Annotated in this window: 9 protein-coding genes and 1 pseudogene; 2 read left to right on the top strand and 8 right to left on the bottom strand. The window is 42.3% G+C overall.

What is annotated here, in order from left to right:
* Nucleotides 1-9: 9 nt before the first annotated feature.
* On the top strand, nt 10-3,117 hold the full coding sequence (locus FTU45_RS08815; protein WP_180076285.1) for an efflux RND transporter permease subunit: 3,108 nt from the start codon (nt 10-12) through the stop codon (nt 3,115-3,117).
* Between the two features lie 96 nt (nt 3,118-3,213).
* Entirely contained in the window at nt 3,214-4,929 is a 1,716-nt protein-coding gene (locus tag FTU45_RS08810; RefSeq protein ID WP_180076284.1) for a proline--tRNA ligase, read from the top strand.
* A 56-nt stretch (nt 4,930-4,985) separates the two neighbouring features.
* Here FTU45_RS08810 and FTU45_RS08805 read toward each other — a convergent pair whose 3' ends face one another.
* From FTU45_RS08805 to FTU45_RS08770, 8 genes and pseudogenes are all read right to left on the bottom strand, one after another.
* On the bottom strand, nt 4,986-6,281 hold the full coding sequence (locus tag FTU45_RS08805; RefSeq protein WP_005169682.1) for a hypothetical protein: 1,296 nt from the start codon (nt 6,279-6,281) through the stop codon (nt 4,986-4,988).
* A gap of 21 nt (nt 6,282-6,302) precedes the next feature.
* Complete coding sequence (locus FTU45_RS08800; RefSeq protein WP_180076283.1) at nt 6,303-8,588, bottom strand: hypothetical protein; 2,286 nt, start codon at nt 8,586-8,588, stop codon at nt 6,303-6,305.
* A gap of 33 nt (nt 8,589-8,621) precedes the next feature.
* Nucleotides 8,622-9,344, bottom strand: coding sequence for a hypothetical protein (locus tag FTU45_RS08795; RefSeq protein WP_180076282.1), 723 nt, complete (start codon nt 9,342-9,344; stop codon nt 8,622-8,624).
* Nucleotides 9,345-9,356: 12 nt separating this feature from the next.
* The gene (locus tag FTU45_RS08790; protein WP_180076281.1) at nt 9,357-11,657 is read right to left on the bottom strand and encodes a hypothetical protein; all 2,301 of its coding nucleotides are present in this window, start codon (nt 11,655-11,657) and stop codon (nt 9,357-9,359) included.
* Nucleotides 11,658-11,889: 232 nt separating this feature from the next.
* Nucleotides 11,890-12,459, bottom strand: coding sequence for a dCTP deaminase (dcd, locus tag FTU45_RS08785; protein ID WP_004280726.1), 570 nt, complete (start codon nt 12,457-12,459; stop codon nt 11,890-11,892).
* A gap of 123 nt (nt 12,460-12,582) precedes the next feature.
* Complete coding sequence (locus FTU45_RS08780; RefSeq protein WP_100329137.1) at nt 12,583-13,176, bottom strand: LysE family translocator; 594 nt, start codon at nt 13,174-13,176, stop codon at nt 12,583-12,585.
* 265 nt (nt 13,177-13,441) lie between these two features.
* Complete coding sequence (gene apbC, locus FTU45_RS08775; RefSeq protein WP_074383443.1) at nt 13,442-14,707, bottom strand: iron-sulfur cluster carrier protein ApbC; 1,266 nt, start codon at nt 14,705-14,707, stop codon at nt 13,442-13,444.
* Nucleotides 14,708-14,912: 205 nt separating this feature from the next.
* Nucleotides 14,913-15,032 (bottom strand): annotated as a pseudogene (locus tag FTU45_RS08770) (IS30 family transposase); the annotation flags it as partial.

Genomic DNA, 15,032 nt, shown 5'->3' with positions numbered 1-15,032 from the left:
ATCATTGACATGTGGTTTACCCGAATTAGTGTGAAGTATCCAGTTTTCACCATCATGATGATGTTCTGTCTGATGGTATTGGGACTGGCTTCCTGGCAGCGGATGGGCGTTGAAGAATTTCCCGATGTCGATTTTCCCTTTGTGGTGGTGTATACCAACTACCCGGGCGCTTCTCCAGAAACGGTCGAGTCAGAAATAACCAAGAAACTCGAAGATCAGATCAATACCATTTCTGGTTTAAAACAGGTGATTTCACAGTCCAGTGAAGGCCTGTCGATGATCACCACTGAGTTTAATCTGGACGTACCTTCTACCACGGCCGCTCAGGATGTACGGGATAAAATTGCCTCGGTAACTGCTGAATTTCGTGATGAAATTCAGGATCCGATTGTCGAACGTTATGATCCAACCGCCAATGCGGTCATGTCGATCGTATTTGAATCCAATAACATGGATATCAAAGCACTCAGTTCTTATCTGGATCAGCGGATTGTACCCCAACTGCGCACCGTTGCCGGCGTGGGAACGGTGAATTTACTCGGCGATGCACAGCGCCAGATCCGGATTCAGGTAGAACCGCAAAAACTGCAAGCTTTTAGCCTTGGTGTAGACAGTGTCATCAATACCTTAAAGGCTGAAAATATTAAAGTTCCAGGCGGCACACTCAAATCTGGCAACTCGGAACTGGTGATTGAGATCAATTCCAAAGTGCTGCATCCGCTGGCCTTCGGCGATCTCATCATCGCCAATAAAAATGGCGTACCAATTTTCCTGAGACAAGTCGCAGAGATCCAAGACAGTCAGGCAGAACTAGAATCTGCCGCCTTTTTAAATGGCAAAACCGCAGTTGCGATTGATATCCTGCGTAGCTCGGACTCTAACGTGATTGAGGTGGTCGATAGAACTTACAAAACTTTAGAAAGTATTGAGACCCAGCTTCCTCAGGGGACGACCTTGCAAGTGGTAGTGGATTCTTCCAAAAGTATCCGGGGCACCATTGGCGATGTAGCCCGCACCATTATTGAAGGTGCGGTACTTGCCGTACTGATTGTTCTGCTATTCCTCGGTTCATTCCGCTCCACTGTGATTACCGGTTTGACTTTGCCGATCGCCTTATTAGGTACTTTGACCTTCATCTGGGCCTTTGGCTTCAGTATCAACATGATGACCTTGCTGGCGCTATCCTTGAGTATTGGCCTGTTAATTGATGATGCGATTGTGGTCCGTGAAAATATTGTCCGGCATGCCGACATGGGCAAAGATCATGTGACTGCCGCACTGGATGGCACCAAAGAAATTGGTTTAGCTGTTCTGGCCACCACCCTGACCATTGTCGCCGTGTTTCTGCCGGTGGCCTTTATGGGCGGGATTATTGGTCGTTTCTTTTATCAGTTCGGGGTTACAGTTAGTGTGGCTGTGCTGATTTCGATGTTTGTTAGTTTTACTTTAGATCCGATGCTTTCTGCACATTGGGCCGAAAAGAAAAAAGATCCAAATAAAAGACCCGGACGGGTGAAACGTTTCTTTAGCTGGATTTCTGGCAAGCTGGACAATTTAAGCCATGTCTATGAAAAGCTGCTCAAACTGGCGCTGCGCTTCAGATTCATTACCTTAATGATTGCCGTAGCTTCATTATTTGGTGCCTTGGGATTATCGAAACTGATTGGCACCGAATTTGTACCGGTTCCTGACAAAGGCGAAATCCGCATTAAGTTTGAAACACCGGTAGATTCTTCGCTTGAATACTCACAAGCCAAACTGCAACAAGTCGATCATATTATCCGTCAACACCCTGATGTTAAAGCAACTTATGGCGTAATTAATGGTGTAACTGACCGTGGTAAAAACCACGTCAGCCTGCGAGTGACCGTGACACCACGGATCGAACGCGAAAAAAGCCTGACCGAGCTCAACAATGAGTTTCGACAACGCCTGCAATCGGTTGCCGGGATCAGTATTACCTCGGTTGCATCTGCCGATGAAACCGTTTCGGGTGGTCAAAAGCCAATTATGATCTCGATCAAGGGCCCCGACCTGGATGAACTGCAAAAAATTTCCGATCGTTTTATGACAGAGATTGCCAAGATTGACGGTATTGTCGATTTGGAAACCTCACTGAAAGAACCCAAGCCGACACTCGGCGTGCAGATCAATCGTGTCTTGGCCAGTGATTTAGGATTATCCGTGAATCAGATTGCCAATGTGGTTCGTCCACTGATTGCCGGTGATGATGTCACCACCTGGCAGGATGAAAAAGGCGAAACTTATGATGTGAATTTGCGCCTGACGGAAGACCAGCGCAGCTTGCCACGTGATTTACAGAACATGTATATCACTTCAAATAAAACCGATGCCAATCATCAGCCGATTCTGATTCCACTTTCGAGTGTGGCCAAGTTTGAAGAAAAACTCGGTGCTTCACAAATTAACCGCCGTGATCTGGCACGTGAAGTTCTGATAGAAGCCAATACCGCTGGTCGTCCTACAGGAGATATCGGCACGGATATCAGCCGGCTACAAGCCAATTTTGATATGCCGCCAGGTTATAGCTTTGATACCCAAGGTTCAAATGCCGATATGGCAGAATCCGCAGGCTATGCCCTGACCGCCATCACCCTGTCGATTGTGTTTATCTACATTGTGTTGGGTTCACAGTTTAATAGCTTTATCCATCCTGCGGCGATTATGGCCTCCTTGCCATTATCCTTGATTGGTGTGTTCCTGGCGCTGTTCCTGTTTAATTCCACCATGAACCTGTTTTCGATTATCGGGATTATCATGCTAATGGGACTGGTGACCAAGAATGCGATTCTGCTGATCGACTTTATTAAAAAAGCCATGGATCGCGGTGAAGAGCGTTATGATGCGATTATTGCCGCGGGGAAAACCCGACTGCGTCCCATTTTAATGACCACCAGCGCCATGGTCATGGGTATGGTGCCCTTATCCTTAGGGCTGGGTGAAGGCGGTGAACAAAGTGCGCCGATGGCCCATGCCGTGATTGGCGGGGTGATCACCTCAACCCTGCTCACTTTGGTGGTTGTCCCCGTGATCTTTACCTACCTGGATGACTTTAAGAATTTTATGCTGCGTCAGATGCGTAAAATCATGGCATAATTTAATGCAACACAATGAGGTGACATTCCCAAATGCTCATCTCATTTTTTATTGTATAATCTCTGCTTTAACGCTTAATTTTTTAGGACAGTTTCCATGCGCGCGAGTCGCTTTTTATTTGCAACGTTAAGAGAAACCCCGAACGATGCTGAGGTTATTTCCCATCAGTTGATGCTTCGTGCCGGTATGATTCGTAAGTTGGCTTCAGGTCTGTACACCTGGTTGCCGATGGGCGTTCGCGTATTAAATAAAGTTGAAGCGATCGTTCGCGAAGAAATGGACAAGGTCGGTTCACTTCAGGTCTATATGCCGGTGACTCAACCTGCGTCTTTATGGGAAGAATCAGGTCGTTATGTACAATACGGCCCTGAACTTTTACGCTTCAACGACCGCCATGGCAACCCTTTTGTTCTGGGTCCGACGCATGAAGAAGTGATCACTGACCTTGCACGTAACGAATTAAAAAGCTACAAGCAATTGCCTGCAAACTTCTACCAGGTACAAACCAAATTCCGTGACGAAATCCGTCCACGTTTTGGTGTGATGCGTTCACGTGAATTCATTATGAAAGATGCCTACTCTTTCCATGCTAACCAGGAATCACTGCAACAAACCTACGACGACATGTATGCAGCCTACTGCAAAATCTTCACCCGTCTTGGTTTAGATTTCCGTCCGGTTCAAGCAGATACCGGTTCAATCGGTGGTTCGGGTTCTCACGAATTCCATGTGCTGGCTTCAAGCGGTGAAGATGATATCGCTTTCTCGACTGAATCTGACTATGCAGCCAATATTGAAATGGCAGAAGCAGTACTTGTCGGTGAGCGTGCGGCACCCACACAAGAACTTAAACGGGTAGAAACACCACATCAAAAAACCATTGCGGATGTATCAGCATTCTTGGGTACTGATCCTGCCCATTCAGTAAAAGCATTGCTTGTTCAAGGCATTGTAAAAGAGGATGGTTCTGTTCCTGTGGTTGCTTTATTCCTTCGTGGCGATCATGAACTGAATGAAATTAAAGCTGAAAAACATCCTTTAATTGCTGCACCTTTGACATTTGCTACTGAAGAACAACTTCAAGCACTTGGCTTAACTGCTGGCTTTGTCGGTCCTCAAGGTCTGGTCGAAAAAGGTATCACCGTTATTGTTGATCGTGCAGCATCGGTATTGTCTGATTTTGTTGCGGGTGCAAATGCAGCAGATCAACACGCAACAGGTGTAAACTGGGAACGTGATGCACAGTTCACTGAAGTTTATGACTTACGTAACGTGGTTGAAGGTGACCCTTCTCCAGATGGCAAAGGTACACTGCAAATCAAACGTGGTATCGAAGTGGGTCATATCTTCCAGTTGGGTCAGAAATACTCTGAAGCATTGGGCTGTAAAGTCTTGGGTGAAGATGGCAAACCATTCACTGTGACCATGGGTTGCTATGGTATTGGGGTAACACGTGTGGTTGCGTCTGCCATTGAACAAAACTTTGACGAGAAAGGCATTATTTGGCCAACTGCCATTGCCCCGTTTGAAGTGGCCATTGTACCGATGAATGCACATAAATCACCACGCACAGTAGAAGCAGCTGAAGCGCTTTATGCTGAACTCACTGCTGCGGGTTATGACGTAATTCTAGATGATCGTAACGAACGTCCAGGCGTTAAATTTTCTGACCTTGAGTTGACCGGTATTCCACACCGTATTGTGATTGGTGAAAAAGGCTTGGATGCAGGTACTTTTGAATATAAAGGTCGCCGTGATGCTGAATCTGTAAATATTTCCAAAGAAGAGTTGTTGGCTAAAATCGCTAAATAATTTTGCTTTCTTAATAAAAAATCCCGTCAAGTGCGGGATTTTTTGTTTTTTTTAACTTAACAGAATTTATGTCCACCGAAGCAGTTCGGTTGAAAGTTCTGGCCTGCCAGTTTTAGGTTATTTAATGGAAAATCAATTAAGGTGGGGTTTTTGATTTCACTTACGTCTAGAGAACCACCAGCAATACACCCACTAATAATACCACCACAAATACGAATGTTATTTGTTAAATCGTGATTAATCCCGGCGATAGTTTGTTTTAATACAGCATCGGTAATCTGCACTTTATCCGTTGGAGAAATACTGCCTAAATCCACTTCATCTTCCATAGACATCCACCACCCTTGGTTAGCTCCCACAGCTGCACCTGGCCATAAAATCTTTTGTGATTGCAGCGATAATGATGCAGGGTTATTCAAATATAAGGCGTGAATTAGACCAAGGTTTTGATTTACCGTAATATCTGTTTTTAGACCTGTTAAATACCCTGTAATTTCTTTATCAAGATTTAATAGCCCCCCTAAAAGCTGTGCTTCTAATGGACCATTAAAGTCGATTCGATCAACTGTCCCTGTACCTTTTAACACCACCTCTTTCATACGAGTACCTGAAACAATGGTAGCAGGGATAGTAAAAGGTGCAGTTGATTCCTGCAAAGTAAAACTATAATCATCTGATTTATAATGTAAATCGAGAGGTAAAGTTAAACTACCTAATTTCCCTCTCACAGTACCTTCAATCATTTGACCTGTAGCTGCATAATCCATAATACGAGAAGCTGTATTCGCCACACCGGATGCTGCTTTAGTCTTCATATACCCACTGAAACTGTTAATACCGTTGGGTGTATTGCTATTTTCAGTACCTAAAGTCAAAAGACCCTGAATTTTTTCAGCACTCAAGCGAAAGCCCAGTACTTCACGAGTAGATGCCTGATTTGGATTTTTAATTGCAAATTGAAGAAATGGATTGGTAATCAATGCTGAACTGCCTGCACGATCATTGGATGTATAGTTCGAATTCGTAGGCAGCCCACTTAGAGCAATATGATCAATATCAATATCACAGCCTGTCGCACCATTAATACCTCCACAACCAAGTTGTAGCTTTTTGATATTGGTATTGATCTCCATCTCGGCTTCTAATCCTAATTTATAAAATGAAATATTGGACTGATCATAGTTAGTACCAAGATCATCGGCTTGGTTATAACCTCTCTGTACTTCCATCGAAAGAAGTGCCTGACCTTCCACATCGGACAGCTCTTCATCATTTAAGGTAGTCATTGCAAAACTGTATGGTGTAAACACACACATTCCTACAACCATACTACTCAAAAGTGCTTTTTTCATTTTATCGTCCTTATATTCTTATTAGCGTGGCGTGATACCCATTGTGCTGCGCAAAGTACCGCCAGTAATAGCAATACTTGCCATGTTTTGCATATTGCCATTGGTCGCCATCGCAAAATTGGTTTTAAATGGTGTCGCGATATTATTTTCATAATTGAGTTTGACTTGATTATCCAACGTTACGGTATCAGCACTGACACGAACTTTCCCATTAACACCCAAATGACCTTCCATCCGGTTAAAGTTGATCGAAGAAACGTTTAATGCTCCTGTTGTTAAATCAATATCTTCATTGGAGATACTGAAGTAGCTACCCAGATTAGCTTTATCTGCACTTTCTTCTGATGTGAGTGGCCTAAATTTAAAGTTTGCATCAAATGACAAAAAGTTGGTATCTGGTGAACTTGCGGTTGGATCTACCCCAGGAATAATCAGAAGCTCACCATTTCCATCGAGCTTAAAGGCAATATTGGTCAGTACATCATCACGTTTAGAAAAGTTATCGTGAGGCACATAGCCTCCGCATTTACTGACTGATGCAGTGCTACAGTTATATTTAGATCCTGGTAATTGCCCCATTGCGAGCTCTGCTTTTGCTGCAATCAGTAATTTATCGGCACGAATATAAATCCCTTCATCTTCATAGCCAATAATCCCTTCAGATTTAATTAAAGCATCGATATTTCTAAAGCCTGCATAATAGTTAACAGCTTCACCCTGTACACCGTCCTGACCATCAATCAATATAATTGAAGTTGTACTTGGCAGACCGGTTTTCTTGTCGACCCCGTATCCTTCAGTAGAGGCCATGATGTTATAAGCAATTGCCTGCTTATTATCTGTTCCATAAGTTGTTCCAGACAACGCGACATTGGCATTTAAATTATAAATAGGAATACCAATCCCCCATGAACCGCCATCCCCACCAAGTTCTGTCAAGGAGTTATCTGAAATAAAACGTGCTTTCGCAGCAATTGCCTGAAAGTCCATTCCTCGTACTGCAATAAAAGCAAAATCCTCTCCATCTCCTGCTGTACTCAGTGTCTGTTTCAGTACATCACTACTATGCCCCAAGGTTTTTCGCATATTTTCATTGATGATAAAATCGAGACTTTTAGCCGTAATAGTATTTATATAAATATCACCAAAATCGATATAGGCATTTTTACCATGTAAATTTCCATCAGCATTCCGTGTTGTCAGGGGCCTAATATTGGAGAATTGGACTGCATAGCTTCCATGGCCAGTATGACCAATTTCAAGCACGGTAGGTGCCATGTTGCTTGGGTGACCACTAGCAGCACCAGTAAAGTCGGCAGATAAGCCCAGATGCAACCCCCCTTCACCCACCAGATCGCTATATCCTGCTGCAGTTTTGTCTTGACGCTGTAAAACACCATTTAACTTGTTACTTACATCAAAAGTACCAATCTGGGTTTGACCGGCATTCATGGATAATCTGGCATTGGTCACCGCACCTGAAGCCCCAAGACGCATAATATTTTTACGTTCGTTATTTGGCGTGTTATAACGCAAGTCAATATTAACGCCAGGATTGGTGGGATTAACCCGGCCAACAGCAATATCAGTGGTATCTTCAACACGTTTCAAATCCACGTAATGGTCTTGATTGCCATTTCGGGTGGTGAGTACAACACCTTCATTGGGGTCAATGTACATATAGCCCTGACCCGCAAAATTAAAGTTAAAGTCATTTAAAATCAGGCTATTTTCACCTAGTTTATGACTAATGGTGGCATTTTTAAGTTGAAAGTCGATACTGGCAATTGCTTCTTTATTAAATAAACCTGCAGTAGTTTGTAATAGAACACTAAGCGGCGTAGAGGTACTAATCCCTAATGCACCCAGACTTTGACTAGATTGTACGCCAGCAGTCCGAATACTATTCGCAGACTGGCTACATGGATTGGTCGTACAGGCTGTCTTTACCAGTTTTAAATCTGCAGTGGCTTGAAATGGTGAAACACTTGCAGCAAGCCGAAGTCCTGCCCCTTGTGAAGTAGCACCTACATCTATTTCAAGTTGACTAATAATTGGCTTATTATCTTTTCCAATAATTTCAACATTATGTAGACCTAAACCCATTTTAGTACTGGCATCTGGATTGGGATCATACCAATTGACTTGAGCAATACTGGCTTTAGAAATTTCATGGGTAATCACCATACCATCCTGTCCAGTGACCTCGCTCAATTCCTGCTCTTCAATGGTTTCTAATGCATAACCTTGTTGAATAAGGCACATGCACAACGTTAGCAACTTCAACTTTATTGTTGTTTTTTTCATTTTTATATCCTTATGCTGTACTTTACGTTGCAATTAACAACGACTTTGTGCCCCACCTGTACAGTTATAACCAAATATTTTTAAATCGCCAGACATATGCAAATTGCCATGAACATTCAATCCCATAAAACCTTTTTCAGCACCTTGATCGAATAATGGGACATCTTGTGACGAAGTTGTATATTTCCCATCATCACTATAGGTACGCCCTGTATATGTACTATAAACACCTGTATTGGCATAACCTTCTAAGGCGCCAGCACCTGTGCCCGTTTCGATAGAAACTGTATTAAAACCTAAGTTACGGATCTTCAAAGGTTGATCATCATAAAATCTGATGTTCATGGCCGTTTGTGGTTCATTACGGTGATTAATGATGGTTGTTCCATCAATTGAAAACTTATCAATCTGAATTGTGCCCTGAATACCTTTAAACACTAACCACTTTTTATTTCCATTGGTATCCACATGATTATTCGGTGCAATTGCTAATCGGCAAAACTGTCTGCTTGCCCCACAAGTGGTCGGATCGAGCACATAAAATACTTCTAAAGGATTACCATCGCTACCCAGTTTGGAGATTGTATCTTTAGTCAGATTGGTAGCATAAATATGGTTTAAGGATAAGGTCCAGTTCAGGTCCGCTCCACCCTGTCCTACGGTATCCGTTAACGCTTGCTGATCCAGAACCTCTAATCCGGCATAGCTGAACATCGAAGTACAGAATAGTGTGCAGAGGGTCAATAATTTGGACATGTTTGTACTCCCTTACAGACCTGTGGTTTTTATTTTTAGATGCTGAATCAGCACACCATCAATGACTGCCGAACCAAAGTTTTTACTTGAGCCATCAATACTTTTAAATACGATGCCGGTTGAATCAACACCATCCTTAGCTCGCAGCATATTTGTCCCCGGAATCCGCTCTGTGGTTCCTATGGCAATACTACTATGTGTTGCATTACGCCCTTGATAAAGTGCAGTAGTATCTGAAACATTATTCTTAATTGGTGTACCACAGCTATAGACATTACAGGTTGAACCCTTTAAATCGGTTGTTCCGAGTCCACCACCGTAATTTTGATAAATTTGATTATAAATAGAAGCAATATTGGGAATACGTGTCACTTCTAAAATAATGTTATTGCCTTCTGAACCGACCACAAAAGGCTGATACATATTACCGAGCACCAGGTTAATATTTGGGCTATATAAATATAAACCCTCAGAATCATGAAAGATTGGAGCAATACTTCCATTCAAGGCCGGGGTTGGGCCATCACCATCAAGCGGACCTGTTTTTGCTGCAGTGCTTAAACGAATACCTTTGCTGTTTAGAGCATTATTACGAGCATTGATAGAATCTGTATTTCCAGCATATGTTCTTGCTAAAGTTACACTTTCTGCCGAGATCATCTCCCGATCTAAACCCTGGGCTTGTAATTGTTCATTCGTAAGGGTCCGTAGTGTCGCAATTTCCGCATCAGTTTTATCTTTTATTTTATCAAGCCTTGATAACAAGCGAGTATCAAGATAACCGGTTGCCGAAGGGTTATCATCCGTATTTAAGCGAATAATACTCGCCATACCTAATGTTTGATTATAATCCTTATTGTCAGATTCTAAAGTTTGAAACAGCCGAACTTGTGAGCCATTAAAACTTAGACCATTGGCAACAAATTGGGTTCTCAAACGGTATTCTTTATCAAGTCCCGAAGTCGGCCCACCGGTTATAGGATCGACAACATTGGAGGAATTAAACTCACGCGCAAAAATATCACTCCAGAAACCTAATTTGATATTATTATCACTTTCGACGCCTGTAATCGGGCTTAATGGAGCTTCCAAGGCAATATAGCCTACATCTTTAGCGGCATCCTTAAACTGTTTGACATTTTCAGTTCCTGCACGGAATAACCAGGGATTCTCGGCTGATCCCCAACTAAAGCCTTGGTTACTGTATCGCGTACTCAGTGAGTCATCACTTCTAGATAATGCCAGACCATAAATGAAAACATCTGCTTTTGTTCTTAATTTTCCTACGCTTGCCTTAGCAGCTTCTTCCTCGGCAATTTTGGTCGCATCTGTAACAAGCTGCTGATATAGCTCTAATCTTTTCTTTTCTGCCTCTGGTGCTGCAAGTGCATCTGCCTCAGTTTTTGCCTGTAATTTTCCAGCATCTGTTTTTTGAGTGATTTGTGATTGTATATAGTCTGTTACCGAAGTGTCGATAACATTAGTTCTGCCTGTCGTATTTAACTCTTCATCTTCAATAGTCGTATTTAACTCTTCATCTTTAATAGTCGTATTTAACTTTTCATCTTTAATAAATTTTGATTCGGGAAGTGATTGATCGAACTTGTTACCAAACAGTAGCTCAATCATTTCCCGCGTATTGGCTTCTGCATATTCTTTAGACTTATTAGGGCGATATGGAGTTAATTTATATGCAGTTGTCCCATCATTTTGGAGTGAGTAATTAATACCTGGTGAGGTATTACCTGCACCATCATAATAATCATCATAACGCTGTTCATAATACCGTTGCATTAACTCAGAGTCATAATAGGCTTGAACAAGTTGAGACCGAAGGGCAGGTTGTTTCGCTTCTTCCGTCGCTTTAATATCTTTGGTGTATTTTGTTTCTAATTCAGTATATTTAGGATTAAAAATAGGGTCATATGTGTCTTTATAAATTGTAGCATAACCTGTTGAAGCTTGAGCTCCCAAATAAGCATTGGTATATGCTAAATCATATGTTTTATTATAAATTCGCTCCCCTAGCTTTTCATAGTTTTCACCAGTTGGAATAATGCGAATAAAACCCGTATCCGCCTGTCCCGGATTTTCAATGCGTCTGGCATAACTAGAACCAGCAGAAATATCTTTAGGACCTTGAAATACCATTTTGAAGTCGTCAAGAACAAGTGCAACACCTTCACCTGTGGTGTCAGAAAGAGAAGAATCTGATAATTCCTGCATCGCATGTGCAGAAGGCAACAGGCTTAAGCCAATGGTCATCGCCAAATAACTTTTGCGAAATCTTAATATGTCTTTTATCTGAGTCATCCCGCTCTTTCCTTTTTATCCGATGCTCCGCACCTTTATGCTTCAGCTTCCCAGCCGCCAAACTTTATTTTTATGATGCATTGCATCTTTTTTATGGTTATGCGGAATCTATTATGCTGATTTTTAATTTAGATGCCAAAGCCAATTAGGCGAAAAATCGCAGTTTCCGATGAATGAAAATTTCAAAAAAATAAACGGGACATAAAGTCCCGTTATTCAATACGTTAAAGCATTAGGTCTTCGGCAAAGTAACGCCGGTCTGCCCCTGATATTTACCACCACGATCTTTATATGAGGTTTCACACACTTCATCAGACTCAAAAAATAGCATTTGTGCGACGCCTTCCCCTGCATAAATACGCGCAGGAAGGTTGGTGGTATTCGAGAACTCTAAAGTTACATGACCTTCCCACTCTGGCTCAAGCGGAGTGACGTTGACAATGATACCGCAACGCGCATAAGTCGACTTGCCCAGGCAAACCGTCAGTACATTACGTGGAATACGGAAATACTCGATGGTACGGGCCAATGCAAATGAGTTCGGTGGAATAATACAAACATCCGATTCAATATCAATAAAGCTGCGTTCATCAAAGTTCTTCGGATCGACAATTGCAGAATGCACATTGGTAAATACTTTAAATTCCCGTGCACAACGCACGTCATAACCATAGCTCGATACGCCATACGAAATCAGCTTTTGACCATTTTCATCCAAACGTACCTGGTTTTCTGCATACGGTTCAATCATGCCGTGTTTTTCGCTCATTTCGCGAATCCAACGATCAGACTTAATTGCCATTGATATAATCCAAAAATCTTAAGAACAAGTTATTGCGACGTACTTTAACTGAAATTGCCCTCAATGAAAATAAGTGAAGTGCTTGCAGCCAAAGTGGATAAAAAATTGCTGATGGATATCAGCTTATAAACTTAAAAGTGCAGAATAGCTTAAAGGAATCGAAAAGCTCATTAACACCAGTGATGCGGTTTTTTGCAGGTTTTTTTGATTGAGCCAGCGACTGTTTTTTCTAGCCAGTATTGAGCCGAGGAAAGTCCAGAAGAATGCAATCGGAATCAGCAAAACCAGGAATACTAACATATGAGTCACATAGTGCTGACTGCTTTTCCAGACAATCACCGGAAAGATCGCTGAAGCAAATAAAAGTGCTTTAGGATTTAACAAGGTTGCCAGAAATAGTTCTCGTGCACGAATCGAGACATTTTCAAAATTTTCACTGAGTTCTGCCGTGCGCCATAATTTCACAGCCAGAAAAAGGATATAGCCGGCACTAAACAGCTTGAGAATGGTCGGCAAAAGCGGAAGATGAACGGAAATTTTTCCGATCAGAATGCCCCAAAAGCTAATGGCAATCAGATAGCCAAAGGCTTCAGCAGGAATTAAACGAAATGTTTTTTTAAATCCGACCTGTATGCCTGAAGATGCCAATAAGGTATTGGTTGGGCCTGGTGTTAAAAGAATGGTTGCCACTAAACCAATAAAAAACCATGAAATCATAGTTTGACCTCGCTCTAATCCGCGTAGCATAGAATAGTTCGGTCAATGCTGCAAAAAAATAATTGTAAGAGAACATATAATCAGAATTCACACTGAATTAAATCAATTTAATTCAATCACTTGAAACCATTTTGGGAACCAATACGCAACAGTCATTTCAGTCAATTTTCTTAATTTAAAGCTGTTTATTTCCATGAATTATTAATAAAAAAGCCCTAACTTGAATTAGGGCTTAAATATGTGAACTCTCTATTTAATGGGTCAATTAGAAAATTCGGCTCTGATCTTTTTCGGCCTTAGGTAGCTGCGCTGCAATTTTTTCTGCAATCAGCATATAGCTTTCGGCTGCATCATCTCCGGCAATGACTGAAGGTGTGCCAGCATCGGCATTTTCACGAATTTCAGCATCTAAAGGTAAGCGACCCAATAATGGAATATGATATTGCTCAGACAGTTTATCTCCACCGCCTGTGCCAAAAATCTGTTCTTCAAAACCACAATTTGAACAGATATGGGTCGACATATTTTCAATCACGCCCATGATCGGAATTTGCACACGGTTAAACAGTTCAATGCCTTTGGTCGCATCGAGTAGGGCCACGTTTTGTGGTGTGGTGACAATCACTGCCCCGGTTACCGGAATGCGCTGTGCCAACGTCAACTGGATATCCCCTGTACCGGGTGGCATATCAATCATCAGAACATCAAGATCTGGCCATAAGGTCTGGTTAAATAATTGCATCAATGCACCGGTGGCTTTCGGTCCACGCCAAGCCACTGGAGTATTGTGATCACCAGTTAAATGGCCAATCGATAACACTGCCATTCCATAGGCTTCGATAGGGACAAACTGTTCCGCTTCGATCATCGGCGTTTTGCCCGCATTACCGAGCATGGTCGGAATACTCGGACCATAAATATCGGCATCCAGCACACCGACCTTTAAGCCTAATTTTTGCAGAGCCAGTGCCAGATTCACTGTAGTCGTCGATTTACCTACACCGCCCTTGCCGGATGACACCAGAATCACATTTTGAATACGTGGATGTTTTGGTACATCACGTTGCTGAGGTGCAGCTTTTTGAATCGGTGGATTATTGGGATCAGCTTCTTCTTGTTTTGCAGGCTGGGCGGAGGCATCCACCACAGGGGGAAGATTGGGTTTTGCTTCTGCTTTAGGCTGACTGGAACAGCTTTCACCTTTGGCATGCTTATGCCCGCAGCCATCCGATTTATGACTTTTAGGCCCAGTTTTTTGCTGAATCACATGCATATTCAGTTCTTGAATACCACATTTTTGCAAAGCTTGCGCCAGTTCATCATGGATTTGTTGCAGATCTTGTTTTTCTTCAGGATAAGTATTTAAGGTGATTTGTAGGATCTCAGCTTGAACATTGACCTGAGTAATACGCTGTTTGAGCGGATCATTTGAATTTGGCAACAGATAGTTTTGCAATACTTTTTGCACAGCTTCTTCGTTCACCTCCTGCGAAGGTGAAAAGACCGATTTGAGCGAAGAAAGCCACGACATAGGTTACTCCAAAACTATAGATAGATATCCGAATGGCATAGTTTAACGGGGTTTTCGCTTAAGGTTAAGCACTCTGCCGAGAAGATCGAAGAGATATCTGCAATTTCCAACCATTTTACTTGGTTTTGTTGGATTGTAGCGGATAGGCATGCTAAAAGTGAATCAATCAAAGTAAAGCCAACTGGATTCTTTTTGATGGGCGGATTCAAGCGGCAAGTGCAACAGTATAAAAACCAGCCATAACTTCACTAGGCGTATACCAACCTAGTGTTTTTCTAGGACGATGGTTGAGTGCAAATTCTATCTGCTCTATTTGTTCGTTTGA

Source organism: Acinetobacter sp. YH12106, assembly GCF_013418995.1.
Classification (GTDB): Bacteria; Pseudomonadota; Gammaproteobacteria; order Pseudomonadales; family Moraxellaceae; genus Acinetobacter; species Acinetobacter pseudolwoffii.
The sequence above is the reverse complement of the archived record's forward strand: the minus strand, read 5'-3'. Positions and strand labels throughout refer to the sequence as shown.

Excerpts from the sequence above, each read along its gene's own strand:
- FTU45_RS08815 (WP_180076285.1), top strand. The coding sequence starts at position 10 with ATGTGGTTTACCCGAATTAGTGTGAAGTATCCAGTTTTCACCATCATG.
- FTU45_RS08810 (WP_180076284.1), top strand. The coding sequence starts at position 3,214 with ATGCGCGCGAGTCGCTTTTTATTTGCAACGTTAAGAGAAACCCCGAAC.
- FTU45_RS08805 (WP_005169682.1), bottom strand. The coding sequence starts at position 6,281 with ATGAAAAAAGCACTTTTGAGTAGTATGGTTGTAGGAATGTGTGTGTTT.
- FTU45_RS08800 (WP_180076283.1), bottom strand. The coding sequence starts at position 8,588 with ATGAAAAAAACAACAATAAAGTTGAAGTTGCTAACGTTGTGCATGTGC.
- FTU45_RS08795 (WP_180076282.1), bottom strand. The coding sequence starts at position 9,344 with ATGTCCAAATTATTGACCCTCTGCACACTATTCTGTACTTCGATGTTC.
- FTU45_RS08790 (WP_180076281.1), bottom strand. The coding sequence starts at position 11,657 with ATGACTCAGATAAAAGACATATTAAGATTTCGCAAAAGTTATTTGGCG.
- dcd (WP_004280726.1), bottom strand. The coding sequence starts at position 12,459 with ATGGCAATTAAGTCTGATCGTTGGATTCGCGAAATGAGCGAAAAACAC.
- FTU45_RS08780 (WP_100329137.1), bottom strand. The coding sequence starts at position 13,176 with ATGATTTCATGGTTTTTTATTGGTTTAGTGGCAACCATTCTTTTAACA.
- apbC (WP_074383443.1), bottom strand. The coding sequence starts at position 14,707 with ATGTCGTGGCTTTCTTCGCTCAAATCGGTCTTTTCACCTTCGCAGGAG.